Annotated in this window: 23 protein-coding genes; 16 read left to right on the forward strand and 7 right to left on the reverse strand. The window is 48.4% G+C overall.

The features are described from left to right. Positions 1-183 precede the first annotated feature (183 nt). Positions 184-1,272: a ribonuclease T2 gene (locus MJO46_RS12045; protein ID WP_253989540.1), complete on the forward strand. Its 1,089-nt coding sequence runs from the start codon at positions 184-186 to the stop codon at positions 1,270-1,272. A gap of 48 nt (positions 1,273-1,320) precedes the next feature. On the opposite strand, the gene MJO46_RS12050 is transcribed toward MJO46_RS12045, so the two are convergent. From MJO46_RS12050 to plsB, 3 genes are all read right to left on the reverse strand, one after another. Next, the gene (locus MJO46_RS12050) at positions 1,321-2,094 is read right to left on the reverse strand and encodes a VOC family protein (RefSeq protein WP_253989495.1); all 774 of its coding nucleotides are present in this window, start codon (positions 2,092-2,094) and stop codon (positions 1,321-1,323) included. A gap of 142 nt (positions 2,095-2,236) precedes the next feature. Further along, entirely contained in the window at positions 2,237-3,493 is a 1,257-nt protein-coding gene (gene mtr, locus MJO46_RS12055) for a tryptophan permease (RefSeq protein ID WP_253989496.1), read from the reverse strand. Beyond that, positions 3,493-5,916, reverse strand: coding sequence for a glycerol-3-phosphate 1-O-acyltransferase PlsB (plsB, locus tag MJO46_RS12060; protein ID WP_253989497.1), 2,424 nt, complete (start codon positions 5,914-5,916; stop codon positions 3,493-3,495). The genes mtr and plsB overlap by 1 nt, the downstream gene beginning before the upstream one ends. A 160-nt stretch (positions 5,917-6,076) precedes the next feature. Between plsB and lexA the strand changes: the two genes are divergently transcribed. From lexA to MJO46_RS12090, 6 genes are all read left to right on the forward strand, one after another. Then, positions 6,077-6,697: a transcriptional repressor LexA gene (gene lexA / locus MJO46_RS12065; protein ID WP_253989498.1), complete on the forward strand. Its 621-nt coding sequence runs from the start codon at positions 6,077-6,079 to the stop codon at positions 6,695-6,697. Beyond that, complete coding sequence (locus tag MJO46_RS12070) at positions 6,694-7,206, forward strand: cell division inhibitor SulA (protein ID WP_253989499.1); 513 nt, start codon at positions 6,694-6,696, stop codon at positions 7,204-7,206. The genes lexA and MJO46_RS12070 overlap by 4 nt, the downstream gene beginning before the upstream one ends. A 401-nt stretch (positions 7,207-7,607) precedes the next feature. Further along, the gene (coxB, locus tag MJO46_RS12075) at positions 7,608-9,146 is read left to right on the forward strand and encodes a cytochrome c oxidase subunit II (protein WP_253989500.1); all 1,539 of its coding nucleotides are present in this window, start codon (positions 7,608-7,610) and stop codon (positions 9,144-9,146) included. A gap of 9 nt (positions 9,147-9,155) precedes the next feature. Further along, positions 9,156-10,748: a cytochrome c oxidase subunit I gene (ctaD, locus tag MJO46_RS12080; RefSeq protein WP_198781484.1), complete on the forward strand. Its 1,593-nt coding sequence runs from the start codon at positions 9,156-9,158 to the stop codon at positions 10,746-10,748. Position 10,749: 1 nt separating this feature from the next. After that, positions 10,750-11,331, forward strand: coding sequence for a cytochrome c oxidase assembly protein (locus MJO46_RS12085; RefSeq protein WP_253989501.1), 582 nt, complete (start codon positions 10,750-10,752; stop codon positions 11,329-11,331). Further along, the gene (locus tag MJO46_RS12090) at positions 11,328-12,203 is read left to right on the forward strand and encodes a cytochrome c oxidase subunit 3 (protein ID WP_253989502.1); all 876 of its coding nucleotides are present in this window, start codon (positions 11,328-11,330) and stop codon (positions 12,201-12,203) included. Before MJO46_RS12085 ends, MJO46_RS12090 begins: the two co-directional genes overlap by 4 nt. A gap of 4 nt (positions 12,204-12,207) precedes the next feature. Here the strand turns inward: MJO46_RS12090 and MJO46_RS12095 are convergent, their stop codons facing one another. Next, positions 12,208-12,426, reverse strand: coding sequence for a DUF2909 family protein (locus tag MJO46_RS12095; protein WP_253989503.1), 219 nt, complete (start codon positions 12,424-12,426; stop codon positions 12,208-12,210). Here MJO46_RS12095 and MJO46_RS12100 point away from each other — a divergent pair. The 5 genes from MJO46_RS12100 to MJO46_RS12120 all read left to right on the forward strand — a co-directional run bounded on the left by MJO46_RS12100 (position 12,425) and on the right by MJO46_RS12120 (position 16,394). Next, complete coding sequence (locus MJO46_RS12100; protein ID WP_253989504.1) at positions 12,425-13,189, forward strand: SURF1 family protein; 765 nt, start codon at positions 12,425-12,427, stop codon at positions 13,187-13,189. The genes MJO46_RS12095 and MJO46_RS12100 overlap by 2 nt on opposite strands. Before the next feature lie 91 nt (positions 13,190-13,280). After that, positions 13,281-13,826 (forward strand): hypothetical protein, encoded by a 546-nt coding sequence (locus tag MJO46_RS12105; protein WP_253989505.1) that lies wholly within the window; start codon positions 13,281-13,283, stop codon positions 13,824-13,826. Further along, the gene (locus MJO46_RS12110; protein ID WP_253989506.1) at positions 13,826-14,803 is read left to right on the forward strand and encodes a heme A synthase; all 978 of its coding nucleotides are present in this window, start codon (positions 13,826-13,828) and stop codon (positions 14,801-14,803) included. Before MJO46_RS12105 ends, MJO46_RS12110 begins: the two co-directional genes overlap by 1 nt. A gap of 14 nt (positions 14,804-14,817) precedes the next feature. After that, entirely contained in the window at positions 14,818-15,723 is a 906-nt protein-coding gene (gene cyoE / locus MJO46_RS12115) for a heme o synthase (protein ID WP_198781491.1), read from the forward strand. Positions 15,724-15,770: 47 nt separating this feature from the next. Continuing rightward, positions 15,771-16,394 carry an SCO family protein gene (locus tag MJO46_RS12120; RefSeq protein ID WP_253989507.1) on the forward strand — a complete coding sequence of 208 codons (624 nt, stop codon included), beginning with the start codon at positions 15,771-15,773 and terminating at the stop codon, positions 16,392-16,394. A 7-nt stretch (positions 16,395-16,401) separates the two neighbouring features. Here MJO46_RS12120 and MJO46_RS12125 read toward each other — a convergent pair whose 3' ends face one another. Continuing rightward, positions 16,402-17,448: a polysaccharide deacetylase family protein gene (locus MJO46_RS12125; RefSeq protein ID WP_253989508.1), complete on the reverse strand. Its 1,047-nt coding sequence runs from the start codon at positions 17,446-17,448 to the stop codon at positions 16,402-16,404. A gap of 22 nt (positions 17,449-17,470) precedes the next feature. Here MJO46_RS12125 and MJO46_RS12130 point away from each other — a divergent pair, with 22 nt between their 5' ends. Both MJO46_RS12130 and MJO46_RS12135 read left to right on the forward strand, forming a co-directional pair. Next, complete coding sequence (locus tag MJO46_RS12130) at positions 17,471-18,838, forward strand: MATE family efflux transporter (protein WP_253989509.1); 1,368 nt, start codon at positions 17,471-17,473, stop codon at positions 18,836-18,838. An 80-nt stretch (positions 18,839-18,918) separates the two neighbouring features. Then, entirely contained in the window at positions 18,919-20,856 is a 1,938-nt protein-coding gene (locus tag MJO46_RS12135; RefSeq protein ID WP_253989510.1) for a S9 family peptidase, read from the forward strand. A 99-nt stretch (positions 20,857-20,955) separates the two neighbouring features. On the opposite strand, the gene nfuA is transcribed toward MJO46_RS12135, so the two are convergent. Further along, positions 20,956-21,534, reverse strand: a complete 579-nt coding sequence (nfuA, locus tag MJO46_RS12140) for a Fe-S biogenesis protein NfuA (RefSeq protein ID WP_253989511.1) — start codon at positions 21,532-21,534, stop codon at positions 20,956-20,958. A 238-nt stretch (positions 21,535-21,772) separates the two neighbouring features. After that, positions 21,773-22,567: a ComF family protein gene (locus MJO46_RS12145; RefSeq protein WP_253989512.1), complete on the reverse strand. Its 795-nt coding sequence runs from the start codon at positions 22,565-22,567 to the stop codon at positions 21,773-21,775. 32 nt (positions 22,568-22,599) lie between these two features. Between MJO46_RS12145 and bioH the strand changes: the two genes are divergently transcribed. Continuing rightward, positions 22,600-23,394 (forward strand): pimeloyl-ACP methyl ester esterase BioH, encoded by a 795-nt coding sequence (gene bioH, locus MJO46_RS12150; protein WP_253989513.1) that lies wholly within the window; start codon positions 22,600-22,602, stop codon positions 23,392-23,394. 61 nt (positions 23,395-23,455) lie between these two features. Next, positions 23,456-24,010 carry a hypothetical protein gene (locus MJO46_RS12155; protein WP_253989514.1) on the forward strand — a complete coding sequence of 185 codons (555 nt, stop codon included), beginning with the start codon at positions 23,456-23,458 and terminating at the stop codon, positions 24,008-24,010. The last annotated feature ends 22 nt before the right edge of the window (positions 24,011-24,032 follow it).

The following is a 24,032-nucleotide window of genomic DNA, read 5'->3' on the forward strand; positions in this document are numbered from 1 at the left end:
CTAAATCCCCTCAATACCTATAGGATTGAGGGGATTTTTATTATCAAATTGGCTCAAAAAAACCTAAAATCAGCACTCAATGTATGCCAACCCCATAAATTGCTCTTCGCTCAGGCAAGGATTCGCTCAATGACCCCATTCTATGCAGCTATAGTCAAAAAGCCCCTAAGTCGCTTATTCATAATGCTCTTATATGTACTAGGAGCATTGAGTGCTTACTCCTTCCCCGCCTTGGCCGCGCCCGCTAGCGGCGAGTTTATTGCCGACAAACGCTGTGAGCTCTTTCAATCGAAAAATAAACAAACCAATCCCGATGATTGGCAGAGCAATATGGGTGAGCGCTATCCAGTGCTCGAAATTCTCGGCAATAGCGTTAAACCTGATTGGCTGCGAGTACGGACCAATGCCACAACCTCGCCACTGCGCTGGATTAGCGGCGATTGTGGTCAATATCTGTCTAATATTGCTGGCAGTAATGTATCGACATCCGCAATGGCGGTGGAACCCGCGCAAACCACTAAAACATCGGATATCAACACAAAGTATAACGAGAACCTTAAAACACCGAGAACCACAGAAAAACGCCAAGCTAATCAATGCCAAATCGAGGATAATTTTGATTCACACATATTAGCACTAAGCTGGCAAAGCACCTTTTGTGAACTCTATGGCCGCCGTAAAGCCGAATGCCGCGCCCTCAGCCAAACGCCAGATTCAAGCCAGTGGCAACACTTTAGCCTGCACGGGCTATGGCCGAATAGACAACAATGCGGCACGCGTTATGGCTATTGCAGCAAGGTCAAATTGCAGCCGAATGATTTCTGTACTTATCCAGAATTTGAACTTAAACCATCGGTGCGCAAAAATTTAGAAGAAGTGATGCCAAGCGCCCGCTATGGCACCTGTTTGGAACGTCACGAATGGTGGAAGCACGGTACTTGTCGTAACCAAGACCCTAACGAGTATTTTTTATTAGCAACCCAGCTGACTCAAGCGGTCAATACCTCGGCATGGGTACAAAAATTCATCCATGACAACATAGGTAAGAATGTCAGTAAAAGTGATTTAAACCAAAGCTTTGATACAAGCTTTGGCCAAGGTGCACATACAAAAATCAGTCTAGAATGTGCTAAGGGATTATTAAGTGAAATCCGCATTAACTTGCCCGAAGTCATTAAGGCCTCGGACTCCCTACCTAGCCTACTCGCCAAAGCCAATCGGGCCAAAAAAGGTTCTTGCCCCGAGACCATAGCAATTGATAACCCGAATTAACCAGTTTTACAGCTAATAGACGCCCAGTGGGCGTCTATGCCTTATCGATCACATTTGATCCAGTTTAATCACCGCAAATGTCGCACCTTGGGGATCGGTAATCACAGCAAACCGACCCACCTCTGGAATATCACTCGGCGGAACACAAATTTGCCCTCCCAAACTCTGTGCTTTATTGGCAAACACATCGCAATCTGCCACCACAAAATACGGCATCCAATGGGCAGGAATATCTCCCCATTCGGGCATAATCGTCATCATGCCACCGATAGATTGGCCAGCAACCTGCCATTCAATATATTCAATATCAGCCACTTGGCTGGTTAGTGCTGTCCAAGGGAAGATTTTACAATAAAAGGCCTCTTCACTGAGGGGGGAACGGCATGCTAATTCGACCCAGCACAGAGTATTAACCTCGCCCTGACGACGGGCACCTATATGGTTTTTGGCCTGCCACAGAGCAAAGCGCGCGCCTTCGGGATCGCTGACCTGCGCCATGATCCCCGCATCACCCACAATATGCGGCCCCATATGCACTTGGCCACCCGCAGCTTGAATATCTGCAATACAGGCATCAATATCTCTCACGGCAAAATAGACTCGCCAATGGCTGGGGATCTGCGCCTCTGAACTCGGTATTTGGTACATGGCGCCCAAGTCGTCGCCATCTAGGTTAAACAGCGAGAAATGCCCCTCAGGAATAGGCATCTCAATCGCATTCCAACCAAACATGGCATGGTAAAATCCCTTAGCCCCTTGCCAATCGTGGCTTGCGAGTTCAACCCAACATGCATGTCCTTGTGCGTACTGAGTAATCTTCATTATTGGCTCCCATTTTTGTCTCAATCGTAGGAGTTAAGCTGGAGTTTTTCGTTCTGTCCAGTATCCGAATTAAAAAGACAGGCCTTAGGAATAAGTACAAAACAAAAAGCCCTCAAATGAGGGCTTTGGCGGCATAAACAAACTAGGAATATTGTGGCAGTAAATCCGCCATCGCCAGTAAATGGCAGGCCCCTGTGACTATGCCAAATAACACCACAAGGATGATCAAGGGGGTTCCACCTATCACTCTAAAACCTGTGCTGTCCTGGAATAGTTGCCGAGATTTATAGGCCATAAGCGCAGGCACTATCACTGCCCATACGGTCGCCGCTAATGCCGCAAAACCGATGGCGATAAGGAAACCATCTGGAAACAGCAATCCCAAAATCGTTGGCGGCACAAAGGTTACTAATGCGGTTTTCATTCGGCCTGTACGGGAATCATCGAAACCAAATAGGTCGGCGAGATAATCGAATAGACCTAAGGTCACACCGAGGAATGAAGACGCCACGGCCAAGTTGGCAAATAGGGTTAGCATGCTGTTTAACCAGCTACTCGCCATCACCTCCGACAAAGCGCCCACTAAGACCCCCATATTACCGCCCTGGGCGATAATATCGCTAAACTGGCTACGGGGAATATTGCCCATGGTTGCCACTAACCAACAGGTATAAATCACCAGCGCAATAAAAGTACCGATGAAAATCGCCTTGATAATGGTCGAGGAGTCCTTGCCGTAGTACTTCACTAAGCTAGGTACGTTGCCATGGTAACCAAAACTGGCGAGACCAAAAGGCAGAGCCGCCCATAAATAGGGAGCAAAATGCTGAGTGCCATCGGGCTCCAATAGCTTAGTCACATCTATTTCAATCAACAAATTGCCGATAGCAAGGAAGAAAGTGATGATCATTCCACCAAGCATAATAGTGGTAATACGATCCACGGCCTTAGTGCTAATTAACACTATGCTCGCTAACACAATGGCAAATACTAATCCCGCCACACTTTGGGGTAATACTATTCCCATGCCCTGCAAGCTGTGATTCACAATCGACCCGCCGCCACTAATGTAGGCATAGGTCAAAATATAGAGCACGAAGGCAATAGAAACGCCATTCACAATCCGCCAAAACTGCCCTAGGGTTTGTTTGGTTAAGGTATCGAAGCTAGCGCCAGGTTCAAAATGCAAATTGGTTTCGAGCAAGAGTAAGCCCGACATCAACATACAAAACCAAATGCCGAGTAACATAAAAATCGAATAGCCGAACCACATACCGGCGCCCACCACGGGCAAGGAGAACATCCCCGCCCCTACGGTTGTACCGGCAATAATCATGGCACCACCGAGCAAAGACTTACCTGCGGGCTTATGTTTAGCCGCATTCATATGATTTGCCATTAAACAATGTGCTCCGCAGTGACACTCGCTACAATCGTCTGTCTCACTGTGGCTCTCAATAGGCCATTGGCTTGATCTCGAATTCGCTCTACGTTGGATTTATCTCCCTCACCAGAGAAATAACCCAACTCTTTTAGCTTAACACTCAGCGTATTATAGAGTTTTTTATCGTAAAACTCAGGCGCAGTAATGCCGTGCAACGCCCCTAGACGCTGGGCAAGTAGATGGCTTTCAGACTCAAGTTCCGAGCGTTCCATCTTAGGTCTATGGGCTAACAAATTGAAAATAATTGCATAACGCTGCAGAGTTTCACTCACAGAACCCGCAAGCAGTAGCAGCTGGCTGGTGTGTTCCGTCACGACCGATAACCCCTCCTGCTCGGTCACTAAACCTTGCTCAACAAAGAGGTCCAGCACTTGATTTACATAGGCAGGTAAATCCTTAATGCCCATGAAAAGTTCGGCTTTTAGCAGCGGATAAAAGTCATTCACTATCCCGAGGATCTGCTGCCGCTGAATTTGCTCATTGTGGGTTAAACAACTCGCAATCAATGACGGGATAATAAATAAGTGAATAATGTTATTGCGATAGTAAGTCATTGAGGTCGCTTGATTCTCATCGATAGACACTATCTCACCTAATGGATCGGCATTAATGGAGAACTTATTCAGATCCAATCCTTGTTGCACTAAATGCTTACCATCGCCTTCGGCAACCGAGGTAAACGAAGTGTAAGGCACACGCTTAAGCAGGGTCAGGTATAAATCTAATTGACGCTCGAGCAAACAACGCTCTAGGGCGTTTCGCTCCGATGCCAATAACACTAAACTGGTCAGGGTGACAGAACTGGCGGCCGCGGCATCATTAATGCGCGTCATCACCCGATTCGCCAGCACATTAACCGCTGGCGTTAACCAAGTCGGTTTTTGTTCTGGATCATCGGCAAGCTCTGCCCGCCAATTAGGCGCCCGCTCATTTAAGAAGTTTTGCAGCGTTATAGGCTCACCAAAGTTCACATAACCTTGGCCAAAATTACCTAATTTACGAATAGCACCAAAGACTTGCCAAACAGATTCTTTCTGCTTTTTCTTACCGCTTAATTCTTTATGATAAGTGGCCACTTCCATCACATGGTCATAGCCTAAGTACACAGGCACTAAAGTCACAGGACGTTCAATCCCGCGCAGTACACTGTTCATCGTCATCGCTATCATGCCGGTTTTGGGTGCCAACAAACGCCCCGTACGCGAACGGCCACCTTCGGAGAAATATTCCACCGAATATCCCTTAGCAAACAGTTGGTCTAAATACTCACGGAATACTGCGGTATACAGCTTATTGCCATTAAAACTGCGGCGAATGAAGAAGGCACCACCACGGCGGAACATTGGCCCAGCGGGCCAAAAGTTGAGGTTAATGCCAGCGGCAATGTGCGGCGGAACCATGCCTTGGTAGTACAGAATATAGGATAACAGCAGGTAATCCATATGGCTGCGATGACAGGGCACATAGACTATTTCGTGGCCATCGTGGTGCAACTGCCGAACTTGCTCGGCACCTTTTATGTTGATCCCGCTATAGAGTTTGTTCCATAACCAAGTCAAGAAACGCTCTGCAATACGGACTAAACTGTCCGAATAATTTGCCGCAATTTCATCTAAATATTCAATCGCAGTCTCACGGGCTTGGGTTTCAGAAATCTTCTTGCTAGACGCTTCTTCCTGAATGGCCTTACGCAGGGATTCGGATTTAAGCAGCGAATGGAATAGCGCCTGACGATTTGGCAACACAGGCCCCGTCATCACCTTACGCTGACGGCGGAAATGCACCCGCGCAACCCGTGCTAACTTATGGGCGATCCCCATATCTGTGCCATGTTCGTCGGCCATATAACGCAGTGACACAGCATTGGAAAACTGCACAAAATTATGCCGACCTAAAAATAAAATCATTAAACACTTGCGCAGCCAGGTCGGATTTTCACGCTCCAATACCGCCGCCTTCATAGTGTCGTCTTCTTTACCCGGCGTGCGGCCCCAATACAGGCTGACAGGCACCAACTGGATATCCAGTTCAGGTCTTTCCTTATGCACGGCCAATAAACGCATAAAACATTCAAGGAAAGGCGCATTACTGGCACGCTCACCAAATAACGGCTTGCGTCCTTCGAGGCAAACGACGCGGGGAGCCACGACGCCATTGGCCACTAAAGGTTCGTAGGGACTGGGTAACCCTAGCTTGGCAGTGATTTCGCTCAATGCAGCGATATCACTAATGGATTCTGTTTTCATCACATAAGCAAGGGGTCTGGAAGCATCCAGATTCAGATCGGCAAAGGGATCCTGAGGCACCACAATAGTGTGCACTAAGTGTTTTTGGATCCAACGTAATGATTTCAACCAAAGAGAGTCTTGTTTAGGCATTTTTCTTATGCAATTAAATACGTTCACTAGCCCAATAGAATACCAGACTCTGGGGAACATTCGCTAATACTCTCCGATATCGTTAAAAAGTGGTTAATACTTGCACTACCAACAATACTGTATATACTAACAGTAACTGTATAGAAAAACAGGAACCACCATGAGACCCTTGACGCCACGCCAAGCTGAAATTTTAGAGCTAATTAAACGAAATATTGCCGATACAGGCATGCCACCTACTCGGGCGGAAATTGCTGCACGTCTAGGTTTTAAGAGCGCCAATGCGGCGGAAGAACATCTTAAAGCGTTAGCGAAAAAAGGCTGTATCGAGATCATGCCCGGTACGTCTCGTGGTATCCGTCTCCCAGCAGAGGAAGAAGAAGTCACTGAATCTGGCCTACCGCTTATCGGTCAAGTCGCTGCAGGTGAACCTATACTCGCCCAAGAACATGTTGAGCAGTATTACCAAGTTGATCCCAGCATGTTTCATCCACCCGCCGACTTTTTACTGCGCGTAAAAGGCGACAGCATGAAGAATATAGGTATTCTCGAAGGGGATTTGCTGGCCGTTCATAAAGTACAACAGGCAAGAAATGGCCAAGTGGTTGTCGCCAGAGTCGACGACGATGTCACGGTTAAACGCTTCGAAAAAAAAGGCAACTTAGTCTATCTACACGCCGAAAATGAAGATTATTCGCCGATTAAAGTCGATTTAAGTTTTCAAAGTTTAACAATTGAAGGACTCGCCGTCGGTGTGATCCGTAATGGAGATTGGCTATGAACAAACTACTCGGCAATGCCCCGCGCCATCCAGGTTTATGGTTAGATGAAGTACGAGATACAGATACCGACTGGCAACATACTCCGATTAGCTGTATGCCAACCCAAACCCAAGGACAGCACGAACTCGTGCAATTAAGTGCTCAACTCGCACAGCTCAGCCAGCAGGGGCGATGGGTTGTACTTATTAATCCTCCAAGCATCGGCTATAAGCAACTCCTTGCTAACGCTGGAGTACGTATGGATCGCATCCTGTTAGTCCATGCCAAAGATGAGGTTGAAACACTCTGGGCAATGGAAAAAGCCCTGACAAGTGGTACGTCCAGTGCGGTCATTACTTGGACACAATCACTCGATGCCCGCGATAATCGTCGTCTACAAATTGTCGCTAAAAGTGCCCGCGCTATGGGAATTGTGCTCGAAGAGGTGAACAGTCACTTACGCTGCGATACTAGGCTCGAGCAACAAACACACTTTAGCCAGCAAGCTTTTTTCAACTCTATGCATTAATTTTTTACGCTATATTTTACCGTCAAAGCCGCCTCACCTATGAATGTGAGGCTTTTTTTTGGCAATTTTTCAGACAATTAGAAAAATAAGTGATCTTGATCAATATTTAAACAGCAAGTATGGTTGGTTAAGTCGGTGATGATATATCACCGCCGTGGCACAGAAATCGAACAGCTATCCCGTTTGAAATGCCACTAAAAATAGAGAACAGATTTATTTCAGTCGTATGTGCCAGCGTGGCTTATACCAGCAGTAATAATACTTAATTAAAAGTAACAGCCGCCAACGCACGTTGAAGTCAAAAATGCTTTTTTGGGAACTGAAGAGTTTGCATAGAGTTGAGACTTACTGTGTTGCTCTTCTTTGTAGTTGCTATTCGCAATTGGCAGAGGAGAAGTCTTGTGAAGCAATTGTTGTATTGTTTACTCGTGGTGTTATTCGCACCACCGTTGGCCGCCGCAGATACGCGGCTCAACATGACCCCCGGCGTAACCGAGATCAGTGGCAAGGTTTATCACTTGCACATGACCATCTTGTATATCTGCTGTGCGATCGGCTTAGTGGTTTTTGGGGCCATGGTTTACGCCATGATCAACCACAGAAAGTCCAAAGGCGCAGTCGCATCCCATTTTCACGAAAGCACTAAAGTCGAAATTGCTTGGACTGTTTTGCCATTTATCATTTTGATCTTAATGGCAATTCCAGCAACAAAGACATTAATCGCGATGGAAGATCCCAGCAATGCCGATCTCACCGTAAAAGTCACGGGTTCCCAATGGAAATGGCACTACAGCTATTTCGATCAAGACATTGATTTTTACAGCATACTCGCCACACCCAGAGCACAAATAGAGGGCACCGAAACCAAAGGGGAAAATTACCTTTTGGAGGTCGATAAGTCGCTCGTGCTACCGATAAACCGCAAAATTCGCTTCCTGATGACCTCTGAAGATGTGATCCATTCATGGTGGGTACCCGCTTTTGCGGTGAAGAAAGATGCCAACCCAGGATTTATCAATGAGGCCTGGACGCGCATAGACAAACCCGGCATTTACCGCGGTCAATGCGCCGAGCTTTGCGGTAAAGACCATGGTTTTATGCCCATCGTAGTGCAAGCCCTACCCGAAGCCGAGTTTGATGCTTGGGTGGCGGAACAAAAACAAGCCGCAGGGGCTGCGGCAGAAGCCGCTCAAGCCGCATTATCACAAACCCTCAGTAAAGAAGAGCTTATGACCCAAGGTGAGCAAGTGTACCTAGGCCACTGTGCAGCCTGTCATCAACCCAATGGCGAAGGCTTAAAAGGCGTATTTCCACACCTCAAAGGCAGCCCGATAGCAACGGGATCGCTCAGTGGTCACCTTGAAATCGTGATTAACGGTAAAGCGGGTACCGCCATGCAAGCCTTTGGTAAGCAATTGACGGCACAGGAAATGGCCGCTGTGATTACCTATGAACGTAATGCATGGGGCAATAATACTGGCGATGCTGTGCAGGCCAAAGATGTTAACGAGCATATGAACGGCAGCGCTGGCACACCAGCATCTACTGCAGCGCCAGCCAATACGACCCCAACTCCCGCGCCTGAACCTGAGCCAGTTGCAGTTGTCGATCCCGCCAGCCTCCCCACACTCAGCCATGATGCTCTAATGGCCGAAGGTGAGGCTGTCTACGCCACCACTTGCGCAGCCTGCCATCAATTAACGGGTGCAGGAATACCCCCCGCCTTCCCGTCACTGGTGGGCAGCGCTATCGCCACTGGGCCCATTGCTAATCATATCGACATAGTAATACATGGCAAAACGGGCACGGCGATGCAGGCATTTGGCAAACAATTAAGTCCACAGCAACTCGCGGCCGTCATTACCTATGAACGTAATGCTTGGGGCAATAATACCGGCGATACAGTGCAACCTGCTGATATCGCAAGCCATGGACAGTAGGGGATTATGATGAGCACAATGACTCAAGATCAAACCGCAGCCCATGATGACCATCATCATGGTGCGCCAAAGGGCATCATGCGCTGGGTGCTAACCACCAACCATAAAGACATAGGCACTTTGTATTTATGGTTCAGCTTCATTATGTTTTTAACCGGTGGCGCTATGGCCATGGTGATCCGCGCTGAACTGTTTCAGCCCGGATTACAATTGGTCGAGCCCAATTTTTTCAACCAAATGACCACAGTCCATGGGCTGATCATGGTGTTCGGCGCCGTGATGCCAGCCTTTACTGGGCTCGCAAACTGGCTGATCCCTATGATGATTGGGGCGCCCGATATGGCGCTGCCACGGATGAATAACTGGAGTTTTTGGATCTTACCCTTCGCCTTTACCATTTTACTCAGCTCACTGTTTATGGAAGGCGGCGGGCCTAACTTTGGTTGGACCTTCTACGCGCCACTATCAACCACTTATAGCCCCGATAGCACGGCACTCTTCGTGTTCTCTATTCATATCATGGGGATAAGTTCAATTATGGGCGCAATCAACGTGATTGTGACCATAGTGAACTTACGTGCGCCCGGCATGACATGGATGAAGCTACCGCTGTTTGTGTGGACTTGGCTTATCACAGCATTCCTACTGATCGCTGTGATGCCCGTCCTCGCGGGCGCTGTAACTATGGTGCTGACCGATAAGTTTTTCGGCACTAGCTTTTTCGACGCCGCGGGGGGTGGCGATCCTGTGATGTTCCAGCATATCTTCTGGTTCTTCGGCCACCCCGAAGTTTACATCATGATCTTGCCGTCCTTTGGTATCATCTCAGCCATAGTGCCCGCCTTCAGTCGCAAACCATTATTTGGCTATGCATCAATGGTTTATGCAACTGCGAGTATTGCAATTCTGTCGTTCCTTGTGTGGGCACATCATATGTTCACTACAGGTATGCCAGTGTTTGCCGAGCTGTTTTTCATGTATTGCACTATGTTGATTGCGGTGCCAACTGGGGTGAAAGTATTTAACTGGGTGGCGACTATGTGGCGCGGTTCACTCAGCTTCGAAACCCCTATGTTGTTCGCCGTGGCCTTTATCATACTCTTCACCATTGGCGGTTTTTCAGGGTTAATGCTCGCCATTACGCCCGCCGACTTCCAATACCACGACACCTATTTTGTGGTGGCGCATTTCCATTATGTGCTAGTGACTGGGGCGATTTTCTCCATCATGGCGGCGGCCTATTACTGGTTACCTAAGTGGACGGGGCACATGTACAACGAACGGCTGGGACAGTGGCATTTCTGGTGTTCGGTGATTTCGGTCAACGTACTGTTTTTCCCAATGCATTTCCTTGGGCTGGCGGGTATGCCAAGGCGTATTCCCGACTACTCGATTCAATTTGCCGATATCAATCAAATTGTCTCTATTGGTGGGTTTGCCTTCGGTTTATCGCAATTGATTTTCTTAGTGCTAGTGATCAAATGCATCCGTGGCGGCGAGAAAGCCCCCGCTAAACCTTGGGAAGGCAGTGAGGGTTTAGAGTGGACATTGCCAAGCCCAGCACCCTACCACTCCTTCACGACACCACCCGAGGTGAAATGAAATGACAAACAATCACCAGCCCGACAAATCTAAGTCAAATCGCAAACTCATCAGCCTGTTAGTCATGGGTTGTATCGGTATGTTTGGCTTTGGGTTTGCGCTGGTGCCGCTATACGATGTGCTATGTGAGCAGCTTGGGATCAACGGTAAAACCTCCAGCACCGCCAGCAATTATCAAGCTATTACTGTTGATACTAGCCGGGTTGTTACTGTGGAATTTATCTCCCAAGTGCAAACGGGTATGCCGTGGAAATTTGAGCCGCAAACCAAGCGGCTCGAAGTCCACCCCGGCGAACTTATCCACACGGCTTTTTTGGCACGCAATCTCTCGGACAGAGCCATAATCGGTCAGGCGATACCTTCGGTATCCCCAGGCCAAGGTGCTGCCTACTTTAATAAGACTGAATGTTTTTGCTTTAATCAACAGCACTTAGCGGCTTCGACCAGCGCAGAGTTGCCACTCATTTTCTTTGTGGATCCTCAGTTACCTGAGTCCATCCACACTCTGACCCTCTCTTACACCCTCTACGACATTACCGACAAGCAGTTAGCGTCTGCCCTAGAGCAAGGAGCTGCAAAATGACTACAAAACATGAACCTTACTATGTCCCCGCCCAAAGCGCTTGGCCCATCATTGGTGCTATAGGGCTGTTTTTAATCGCCTTTGGTGCAGGAAGCTTTGTACAACAACTCAAATCGGGTGCCTCAGGTGGCGGCTATATACTGCTCGCAGGCATCGCCGTAATCCTCTTTATGCTAGTGGGTTGGTTTAGAACCGTGATCAACGAATCCATGACAGGACTCTATTCCCATCAAATGGATAGATCCTTTCGCCAAGGCATGAGCTGGTTTATTTTCTCCGAAGTGATGTTTTTCGCGGCATTTTTCGGTGCATTATTCTACGCCCGCATGGTCGCGGTGCCTTGGCTTGGCGGCGCCTCGAATAATGCCATGACCCACGAAGTGCTCTGGCCACAGTTCGAAGCCGTTTGGCCATTGATCACCACACCTGATGGGACAAAAACCGAGGCTATGCCATGGACTGGTCTGCCATTAATCAACACTATTGTGCTGCTAACCTCTTCTGTCACCTTACATTTTGCCCATGTCAGCTTAGAAAAAGGCAAACGTTCCGCCATTACCCTCTGGCTCGGGATCACCATACTCTTAGGGATGGGTTTCCTTGCCTTACAGGCCGAAGAGTATATCCACGCCTATCAGGAAATGGGACTCACCTTAACCTCTGGGATTTATGGCAATACCTTCTTCCTGCTAACGGGTTTTCACGGCATGCACGTGACCCTAGGAACGGTATTCTTATTAGTGTTGTTTTTCAGAGTGTTGAAGGGGCACTTTAGCGCAGATAAGCATTTCGCCTTCCAAGCGGGCAGTTGGTATTGGCACTTTGTGGACGTGGTCTGGCTGTGTTTGTTTATTTTCGTCTACGTACTCTAAGGCTTTAGTAAGGCGTGGGATTGGGGCTGATTAATCCAGTCCCTAATGCCACCAGCAATAGCAGGATAACGAGCACAGAGAAGAGCACCCGGCGACCAAGATAGCGACTCATAGGCATTTTGTTGTCGCCTTTCACCATAATAAACAAGGCTCTACCTAAATTAAAAATGATAAACAGCAACAGCAGAACTAAGGCCAACTTAAAAATAAACAGGGTATTCATGCAATATCCTTATGTCCTGCTGAATAAATTAACGGTTTTTTTGCTGATACTGACTGTGGCTGTATTCGGGATTTTGGTCAAGCTGGGCCTATGGCAATTAGCCCGAGGTGAAGAAAAAACCGTCCTACAAGCGCAAATGGAAGCGAGGCAATCCTTATTGCCACTCAGTTTTGAGCAGCTCCAGCTAAAGGTAAATAAGGAAAGCGTCACAGGTTATCGTCTACAAATACAGGCGACGCCCGCGAGCTCACAAATCTGGCTACTGGATAATCAAATCTATCAGGGTCAAGTGGGCTATTTAGCCTTTCAGCCCCTACAAGTGGAAGCTGGAAAACCTTGGTTGCTGGTCGAACTCGGTTTTGTCGCCGCAGGCTCCCACCGTGGTGAATTGCCTCAAATCACCCCGCTTAGCGGTGAATTAGCTATCGAAGGTCGGCTTTATCAAAAGCAAATCAATCCCTTGAGTCAATCCTTGATGGCTGAGTCGGGGGCAAATATTCGCTTTCAAAATCTCAATATTCCCGAGATGTCGCAGATGCTAGGCCACCCTTTACTCCCTGCGGTGCTGCAACCGGATGAGTTACCCACACTTGCCTTACCGCATCCTTGGCAACCCTTCCCTCTGCCAGCACAAAAACATTGGGGTTATGCGTTGCAGTGGTTCTCTATGGCGGCCGTGTTTGCGGGGCTCATGTTGTGGCAAGGGATTAAGTATGTAAAACGCCATAGTGCCGAAGCAATCTCACTCTCAAGGAGCGAATAGGCAAATTCGACCCATACTTAGTAAAACACAAATAAAAACTAAATAAATATAAAACAATAAATTAGGGATAATTTGAATGAGAGGAGCAAGTATGAACTCCCAGAATAAATCTAAACATAAGGCTTTGGGCTTGTTGCTGCTGGCGTTTATCGCGCCCGTAGTGATAGCCAAACTTGTGCTGAGCCTAAATTTATACCACGGCGGCGCCACCAATCATGGTGAGCTCATCACCCCAGAGACTAGCTATGCCAGCCTTGGGGTTGACAATCCCGTCCCCAAAGAATGGCAACTGCTGTATTTACTGCCCGCCCAATGTGACGATGCCTGCCGCGAACGCCTGTATATTTTACGCCAAAGCCATACTGCGCTAGGGCCAGATCAGGCGCGAGTCGAGCCGCTGATCCTCACCCATCCCGACAGCGATCTTAATGCCTTAAGCGGCTTTAATTTTAATACTCGTCCCGTCAATGGGGGCCTAAGCCATTGGCTAGATGAACAGCAGCTGATCATAGTCGATCCCTTAGGCAGTTTAGTGCTGCGCTACCCCCAAGTGCAGGGCAGAGAAGCCCATTTAGCTCAAGGTAAGGCCTTGGTTGCGGATCTGCGTAAATTGCTAAAACTGTCGAGGGTAGATTAATGTCACTCACCTGGACCCTACGCTTAACCTTAGTCTTTACCCTATTAGTGATCTTAATGGGCGCTTACACTCGCCTCTCGGATGCGGGTCTAGGTTGCCCAGACTGGCCGGGATGCTACGGCCATATCAAAGTGCCAACCCAAGACCATGAAATCGCCCGCGCGCAAACCATATTCCCCGATCACGATATACACCCAGAAAAAGCTTGGCTGGAGATGATCCACAGGTATATCGCCGGTGGGCTGGGCTTGTTGGTGTTGTTCATTTTCGTTTTATGTTTAAAAACCCCCGAGGCACCGAAAAAGTTACCGCTTATCATAGTACTGCTGATCCTCTTTCAAGGGGCGCTAGGCATGTGGACTGTGACCATGAAACTTATGCCCATAGTAGTGATGTCGCATCTCATTGGTGGCTTCAGCCTGATTTCACTGCTGTTACTCCTCTATCTTCGCACTCGGCCACGGCGGATTTTTAATAGCGGCACCTATGTTCGAAACCTCGCCCCCTTGGCATTAGTCAGTCTGTTTGTTCTCATCGGCCAGATCATGTTGGGGGGCTGGACTTCGTCAAACTATGCGGCGCTCGCCTGCACCTCTTTACCTATTTGCGAAGGTAATTGGATGAATAATTTGGCAATAGCCGAAGCCTTTTCACCTTTTCAGGGCCAGCACCCTAGCTTCGAGTTTGGTGTATTAGATTACCCAGCGCGGATGACTATCCATATCGCCCACAGAATAGGCGCTATCGTCACCGCCAGTTTGCTACTCGTGCTCGCCTATCGATTATTTGTGAGCAACGCGGGGATGAGGGCACTAAGTCTGTTATTAGTGGGCCTAGTGATACTGCAAGTGGGTTTAGGTATTTCTAACGTCGTGATGCATTTACCACTGGGTATTGCCGTTTCACATAATGGCGGGGCGGCACTGCTGCTACTGACCTTAGTCGCAATTAACTATTTTTTATGGCGCAAAGCATAAGCGAGGGAACCAAGATGGCAAAACCACTCTCAATCACCAGTAGCCTGCCCACCTTTAGCGTGACATGGCGCGCCTATTTTGAAATGACCAAGCCTAAAGTGGTCGCACTCATGCTGCTCACTGTCTTAGTCGGCATGTGTCTGGCTGTGCCCCATGCGGTGCCCGTTCAACCTTTGCTCGCGGGTATGCTGGGTATTGCCATGATGGCGGGTTCGGCGGCGGCGCTCAATCATCTGATCGATCGCCGTATCGATGGTTTAATGGCGCGCACCTACAATCGCCCATTGCCTAAGGGACGCATTTCGGCCACCCGCGCGTTAATTTTCGCCGCCAGCTTAGGTAGCCTTGGATTTATCGTCTTGTATTTTTTGGTTAATCCACTCACGGCTTGGCTCACCTTTGCCAGCCTGATTGGCTATGCCTTGGTTTACACCGCCTATTTGAAGCGTGCGACCTCGCAAAATATTGTGATCGGTGGCCTCGCGGGCGCTATGCCACCGCTACTGGGTTGGACGGCAGTGACTAACGAATTTCACGGCCATGCGTTGTTGTTAGTGATCATCATTTTTACCTGGACGCCACCACATTTTTGGGCCCTCGCGATTCACAGGCGCGCCGAATATGCCAAAGTGGATATTCCTATGTTGCCCGTTACCCACGGAGTCGAATTTACTAAAACCTGTATCTTGCTCTACACAGTCTTGCTGGCGATTGCCTGCCTATTGCCTGTGCTGGTTGGTATGTGTGGGCCTGTGTATTTTGTCTGCTCTAGCCTGCTCAGTACGGGATTTATCTACAAGGCATGGCAACTTAAATATCGGGATCGTGATGGCTTAGCGATGCAAGTGTTCCGCTTCTCTATCTACCATTTAATGTTGTTATTTATGGCGTTACTGCTCGACCACTATTTATGGAGCTAGTGTATGGAACTCGTTTGTCCCGCTAACCTTTATTGATGGAGCGAATAATGAAGAAAAGAATCTTAGTCGCCGCCATTTTATTAGTCGGTCTTGGCGGTCTATTTGCGGTGAAATTTAGTCCCCAAAAACCCGTCGAGCTAGAAAACGGATTTCTGTTCCCGCAGGCCTATGAAATAGCACCCTTTGAATTGGTCGATCAGCACAAGCAGGCGTTTACTAACGCCAGTTTGCAGGGAAAATGGAGCTTATTTTTTATCGGCTTTACTTTTTGTCCCGACGTTTGCCCGACGACCTTAAACAAACTCGCCGCAGCCTACCCCGAGCTCAACAAAATCGCGCCATTGCAGGTGGTGTTTTTATCCGTCGATCCCAAACGGGATACTCCGGATAAGCTCCTAACCTATGTGAATTTTTTCAATCCTGAATTTAAAGCCGTGACGGGTGAACAAACGCAGATATTTCCCCTCACCCGTAGCCTAGGCCTCACCTACGCCATGGTGGGTGAAGGGGAAAACTACCTAGTCGACCATAGCGCGGGTTATGTGCTGGTATCGCCCCAGGGCACCCGAGTCGCAGTGTTTAAACCTACGGCTACACTCGGAAAACCGCCGCAGGTATTAAATGAGCAATTAATTAGCGATTTTGGAAAAATAGTGGCGCAATACCACTAACCGTTGATCACTCTTTCACCCAAGAGCCATCGTCCTTTGGCCTAACCCAAGGCTGGGAAAACCAATAGTAACCATTACGAGCCTTACTCGGCGCGGTGCAGTTATAACGGGAGCGCCCAGCGGGTAAGGCTAAATCCGCTTGTACACTAAACTCGTTTTCACTCAGCCAAGTCGGCTGTTTTGAGCCTTGGCCTTGGATATAACACATCACTTGCTTAGCAGAGATATCGCTCATATCTAGGGTGACTTTAAGCTCAGGGCGCCAATGACCGCCCTTTAACTCAGGATCGCTTGGGGTTTGGGCAATCACAGGCATATTTAAGCTGTATAGCTTGGCCTTGAGGCTTTTTAGATCGGCATATTGTCCTGCAACGGGGAAACGCGGCAGGGCCGTTAATGGCGAATAGGGCCCCGCGGCGCCGGACTGTTGCCCAAAAGCGACAAAGCCGTTCTCGGTTAACATATCCTGCAACGCTTGATTGTACTCACCGTAGGGATACGCCAGCATTTTGAAATTGTGCCCAGTAGCATCCGCTATGGCTTTTTCTGTGTCTAAAATATTGGCCTTTATCCGCGCTAACCACTGCGCCTGTGATTCATTTTCTCGTGCGCGGATCAAATGTTCGTGCGCCCAACTGTGGTTAGCAATATCGGCGCCTTCCTTGGATAATTTTATCAGCTCATCCCAGGTCATCATCTCGGTAAACTTTTGTTTAATCGGCTCAATTGCCACAAACAAGGTGTAGGGAAAGCCAAATTCCTTTAGGATAGGATGCGCCGTAGTCGCTATACTGCGATAACCATCATCGAAGGTAATTGCGATGGTTTTAGCGGGTAAATCTTGTTTTTGCTTGATCGCTTCAACCACTTTTGAAAGCGGGATTACCTTAAAACCGTCATCGACGAGAAACTGCATTTGCTCACGAAATTGCGCGGGCGTCACACTGGTTGCCGCCGGAGTGGTTTCTGACACATGGTGATATTGCAGAATGACCACGGCATGGGCAGAAAACGTCATTAGCCCTATGAGTGCCAACAGCACACGTTTAACCATAATGTGAACACCTCTGAAATTAATGAATACTGCTAAATCAACTTGGCTCGACCTTATGCGTAACGGCGCTAAAAATCGCCAGTTACTCGCCCTCGCTCTGCCGATGATACTCTCCAATATCACTATCCCACTGTTGGGCTTAGTCGATACGGCGGTCATAGGCCATCTGAGTGACGCTTATTATTTAGGGGGAGTCGCCGTCGGGTCAACGATTATCACATTAATCATTTGGTTATTGGGATTTTTGCGTATGGCGACCACGGGTTTAGTCGCCCAGGCCTTTGGTGCTGACGATCTTCACGCCCAGCACAAACTCTTAGTCCAAGGCGCTATGCTAGCGATGTTATTGGGGCTTAGCGTTATCGCGTTGCAGGCCCCGATATTGCATTTAGCGCTGGGATTATCCGAAGCGAGTAGCGAGGTCGAGCGCTATTGCCGCGAATATTTTCAGGTACGGATTTGGTCAACGCCCTTCGCCCTACTCAATTTAGTGATGTTAGGTTGGCTCTTAGGGCGACAACAACCTAAAGCCGCCATGTGGCAGCTGATTTTAGCCAACCTTGCCAATATTGTGCTCGATGTGGTGTTTGTCCTCGGCTTAGGCTGGGGAGTTAAAGGCGCAGCCCTCGCCTCGGTCTTTGCCGATATCACCGCTTTCTCAGTCGCACTCACTATGGTGTTGCAACAACTCAAGCGCGTCTCAGGCTTTCAACTATCCCAGCTATTACCCCATGTTACCCTGACGGGTTATGGCAAATTACTGAGGCTCAATACCGATATTTTTGTCCGTAGTCTCTGCTTGCAGGCGGCCTTTGCCTTTATGACTTTTCATGGCGCAGGTCTAGGTGATAATACCGTTGCCGCCAATGCGGTATTACTCAATTTACTGCTGTTAATCTCCTACGCGCTGGATGGTATAGCCTACTATGCCGAGGCAGAAGTGGGCCGAGCCTATGGGCAAAAACAGGCGGAACAATTGAGGGAGGCAGTGATCTTAGCCTGGAGTTGGTCTGCCATAACGGCGCTAGGGTTCTGCGCCGTATTCAGTCTTTTTGGCAATCAAATTATCGCCTTATTGACCAGCATTAATGAGGTCAGAGCCACGGCGCAGACCTATCTTATCTGGCTGATATTTTTACCTTTATGGTCATTTAGTTCCTATTTATTCGATGGAGTTTACATAGGCGCCGCTAAAGGCAAAGTGATGCGTAATAGCATGATACTCGCCACCTTCGGCGCGTTTTTCCCAACATGGTATGTACTGCAGCAACTATTATTACCAGAACAAGGTAACCATGCCCTCTGGGCCGCGATGAGCGCCTTTATGCTAACAAGAAGCCTCACACTGGGTGGACACTATTATTTCAGCAACGCCTTTTTGACTAAATAAATCTGTAAAGACAGTGGTTTACTCATTCTAAAATCATTATGATGCGACTCTTACAACTGTAACTAAAATGTAGCTCAATCATGAAAAGGATTTTTTCCCTGCTCTGCCTGTTGCTCTGCAACCCTACTTTTGCCGACTCTGCTCCCCTATTACCCGTCGAAGCCTTTGCCAGCATCCCAGATGTTAGCTCAGTACAACTCTCCCCTAATGGCCAAAAAGTCGCCTCGGTTGTTCGTGTCGAACTCCCTAAACTCAAGGGAACTGTGGTGAGTATTCTCGATTTAAATACGGGAGAGAAAAACTATGCCATTCATACGGATAACCAAAAATTTGTCATCCAGTCACTCCTGTGGGCAAATGATAATACCTTACTGATCAAAGCTAAGTTTCCGGCCAACCGTTACGGCACGCCCACGATAGAAACCCGCCTCGTAAAGTATGATTTGACGACGAAAAAGACCGCAAATGTGCTCGCTAACAGTATCTTAGAGCGCCTCAGTTGGATCCCACAGCATCAGGGGCAAATTATCGATCTTATGCCCGATGACCCCGATAATTTTTTACTCTCTTTAGATGGTATGGGTGAAAGTGTGGGCCAAGAAAGTGTGCTGAAAATCAATCTAGCGCAGGGAAAATCCACATATATTCAAAATGCGAAAAATCATGTCATAGGTTGGATTACCGACAGGCAGCATAAGGTCCGCATTTCTATCTATAACGATGAGACTGAGTACCGTATTTATGAACAGCCAGAGCAGAAGAGTGATTCACGCTTGCTCTGGACCTTTAAAGCCTTCGCTGAAGACAGTGTCTGGCCCTTAGGTTTCGATGCCGATCCTAATATTCTCTACGTTCGCGCCTATCACAATGGTTTCGAAGCCATTTTTAAAGTGAACCTGACCGACCCTAAGCTCACCAAAGAGTTGGTCTACGCCAATGAAGAAACCGACGTCGAAGGCGAATTGCTTTATTCCACTCTGAAACAAAAAGTGATTGGAATAAGCGAGGGTGACGGCGAAGAGTATACCTTTTGGGACAAGGAATATGCTGGCCTGCAGAATGGCCTCAAAGCCGTGTTGCCTAACGCCCGCAACTATATTACCCAATTCAGTGCCGATGAGCGCCGCTACTTAGTGTATTCCACTAGCTCGACCGAGCCCGGCACTTATTATTTCGGCGATAGGGATGCAAAATCGCTCTATCCCATAGCGAACAGATACAACCAGCTCAACAGTGAATTGCTCGCAGAGACCCAATATCTAACCTATGAGGCAAGGGATAAGCTCAAAATTAATGCCTACCTCACAGTGCCAAAGGGACTCGAAGCCAAACAACTGCCGACGATTATTTTCCCCCACGGCGGTCCCATCAGTTACGACAGCAATGACTTCGACTATTGGGCACAGTTTTTCGCCAATCGCGGTTACGCTGTCTTTCGGATGAATTTTAGGGGCTCGGCGGGGTACGGCTATGAATTTATGAAAGCCGGATTGAAAAGCTGGGGACTGGAGATGCAAAACGACGTCGAAGATGGGACTCGATACCTTATCGATCAAGGTATTAGCGATCCTAAACGTATCTGCATTGTTGGAGCCAGTTACGGTGGTTACGCGGCCTTAATGGGTGCAGCCATGACCCCCGATCTCTACCGCTGCGCCGTGAGCGTTGCGGGCGTTACCGATGTGGCCTACCTAGTCAAATCCAGCCGCAGACATACCAACTATGAAGTGGTTAAAGAGCAAATAGGCAGCGATCTCGATGCACTCTATGAACGCTCACCGATTAGCAAAGCGGCCAATATCAATATCCCAGTATTGTTGCTACATGGCGATAAGGACAGGATAGTCAAGGTTGAACATAGCCGCGAAATGTATGACGAACTCAAATCGCTGAAAAAACCAGTAGAGTATATTGAGTTAGATAATGGCGATCATTATCTGAGCAATAATGATCACCGCCTTGCCACCTTTAAGGCACTAGATAAGTTCCTCGCCGATAACCTCAAAACCCAGCGATAACTTAACGCTTAAACGCTTCAAAGTCACTAAAGTGAAAAGCTAGGCATAAAAAAACGCGACTCTTAAGTCGCGTTTTTTATTGAAAATTAATCAGCTAGATTAAGCGTAAGAATGCTCACCATGCTGGTGATCTGTCACGTCACGCACACCCGTCAATTCACCGGGGAACATGTCTAACAGTTGTTTTTCGATACCATCCTTTAAGGTGATATCTACTTGTGAACAACCGTTACAACCACCACCAAACTGCAGTACGGCTACGCCTTCTTTGGTGATCTCCACCAGCATGATATTACCGCCGTGGCTAGCAAGCTGAGGATTGATTTCAGATTGAATCACATACTCGATACGCTCAACAAGGGGCGCATCACCTGACACTTTACGCATTTTCGCATTAGGCGCTTTAAGCGTGAGCTGTGAGCCGAGTTGGTCAGTTACAAAGTCAATGGTCGCTTCTTCAAGGAAAGGCGCACTCTTCTCATCGACCATAGCGTTAAAGCCATTGAACTCGAGTTCAATATCATCACTTTCAACCGCATCCGGTGGACAATAGGACACACCACACTCAGCTTGAGCGGTGCCAGGGCTTATCACAAACACACGAATATGAGTGCCTTCAGGTTGATCGGCTAACAACTTAACAAAATGGGCTTGGGCCGCATCGGAAATAGTAATCATGAAAACCTGCTCCGTCAGGGGATACCTGAGTGTTTTAGTAAGAATTAGCCGTATGATACTCCGACTCACCTTTGCTTTGTAGTCCCTTGGATAGCAAGTTTGTGGATTTTTGCCATAGTGATCACGATTTGACTGAGTGATTTGGACGAACTAAAGGATAAAGGCGCAACCTATTAAAATCGAATAATGCTACTAAGACAGTCACTTGAGCCGGTATTCATCGCCGTTACACACATTCTCATTCTCCATTATCGAGATCATCCAACAAACCTGGCGCTTCCGCCCTTGCCAGACACCACACCTGAACATGCACATAGCGGGCCTCGAATAGTCGGGCAATTTCAGCGACCGTAGTCCCAGTTGTCACTACGTCATCCACCAAGGCAATACGCTGGAACGCAAAATCATCCGCTAACATAAAGGCATCATGTAAGTTGCGTCGTCGCTGCGCCCCCGAAAGCCCCGCCTGCGGGCGCGTGTCTTGCCGGCGTGTTAATCCCCCATCCACTAAGGGCAACCGCAGGAGTTGCGATAATTCATGGGCAATCAACCAAGCTTGGTTAAATCCCCGCTGTCTCAAACGTTTTGGATGCAATGGTACAGGTACAAGCGCCTGTGGAAGCGTTAATAAACCTTGCTGTTCGAGGAGATAAATTCTCGCCACTAAAGCGCGGCACAACACGGGTAAGGCTGCGAGTTGCCCTTGATACTTAATCGCACCTATCCAAGTACCCAGCCCTTGGTGATAACTACAGGGGGCGACCACTTTACGCGGTTGACGCTTCAGGCATTCACCGCAGTAATCCACTTGTAACTGCATTGACTTACCACAGCCAAGGCAAATCGGACCGTGGTAAAGACAGGTTTGCAGGCAAGTAGCACAAATCCCCGAATCGGGCGCTTGTATGGATTGGTGGCACAGCAGACAACGGTTAGGTAAACTGCCCGCCAACCAAGTTGCAACTATGCGATACACTAAACGCAGTAATCGAGTTCCATCCTGCGACCAAATCCCTTTGTTATCGCGCGGCATAAATTTATCCTAATTGATTTTAGAGGCATCGAGTGAACCAAGTGACCCACACACGTCAACCCTATGTGCATATTGACACCAGAGGCCAAGGGCCTGATGTGGTGATGCTCCACGGTTGGGGCGTTAACAGTGCCGTGTTTACGCCGTTGCAGGAGTCGCTCTCTGATTATAGGGTGCACTACGTCGATCTGCCGGGCTTTGGACTAAGTCAGCCCATTGCAGGCGGACTATCAGATTGGATCGAGGCGTTAATACAGGCTCTGCCCCCACAGGCAATTTGGGCGGGTTGGTCATTGGGAGGGTTAGTGGCAACTCAGGTGGCACTCAGTCATCCCTCACATATAAAAGCTCTGGTGACTATAGCCTCATCCCCTTGTTTTATGGCAAGGGAAGACGAAGCATGGCCGGGGATCCCATCCGAAGTGCTGCATCAATTTGGCGAACAACTCGGGCAAAACCTGCCTCGCACCATAGAACGCTTCTTAGCCATCCAAGCCATGGGCAGCGAAACCGCCAAAGAGGACATAAAATTACTGCGGGATCTCGTCCTCGCGCGCCCCTTGCCCCATGCCACAGCTTTAACTCAAGGTATTGAAATGCTTGCAGGAATAGACTTAAGACCCCAAATACCAGCCATAGAACAACCTTGGCTGCGGATCTGGGGGCGGCTCGATGGACTCGTACCTAAACGTGTACAACCTAAGATGCCAACGGCGACTCAAATAGAGGATGTGATATTAGCCAAAGCCTCCCACGCTCCCTTTATTTCCCATAGAGATGAATTTTTACAGGCTTTTTTACCTTGGTTAGCTCAGCAGACACTCTAGCGCTTTATCTTTGAGCAATTAATGGCTAGTATTTAACCATTAGTGCTCCAAGGAGTTTTCCATGTTAGTTGTCAGTAACTACCCCCAAGTCCCGTTAGCGACCACTAATGTCGCTACGGACACGGCTCGGGTCGACAACCAACTCAAGCCAGTGGTCATTCCTCCCCAAGCCGCCACTAAGGGCCACGAAGAACGCGCCTTCAATCCACAGAATGAACGCACAGCGGAACAAGCCCAGCAACAGGCACGCTTACTCGAGCACAGCCAACAACAGATCCAAGAAAAACAGCAGCAACAGCAATCCTCACAACAACAAGGCCAGCAACAGCAGGAAAAAAAGGCCGTTATCGCCGTTGCTGAACGAGTGCAACCTAAAACCTTGAAAATAGCGGCTCGCGGTCAAGCAGCACTACAGCGAAAAGATATCCGCTTAAAGGTGGGTCAAAGCCCGATAAATTACGCTAGCGCCAATACCCAAGCGAGCAATAACCCAACTCGCCAGTCCATCCAAGGCGAATCCCCTCAGTTTTATCAGCAGCTCGGACAGCGTATCGGCCAGTTTTACCAACAACAGACCCAGCCAGAACAAGAACCCGCCATGTCAGCGTGGATTTAATAGGTTTTAAAAACACAACAAT

It is taken from the genome of Shewanella sp. KJ2020 (genome assembly GCF_024197625.1).
Taxonomy (GTDB): Bacteria; Pseudomonadota; Gammaproteobacteria; order Enterobacterales; family Shewanellaceae; genus Shewanella.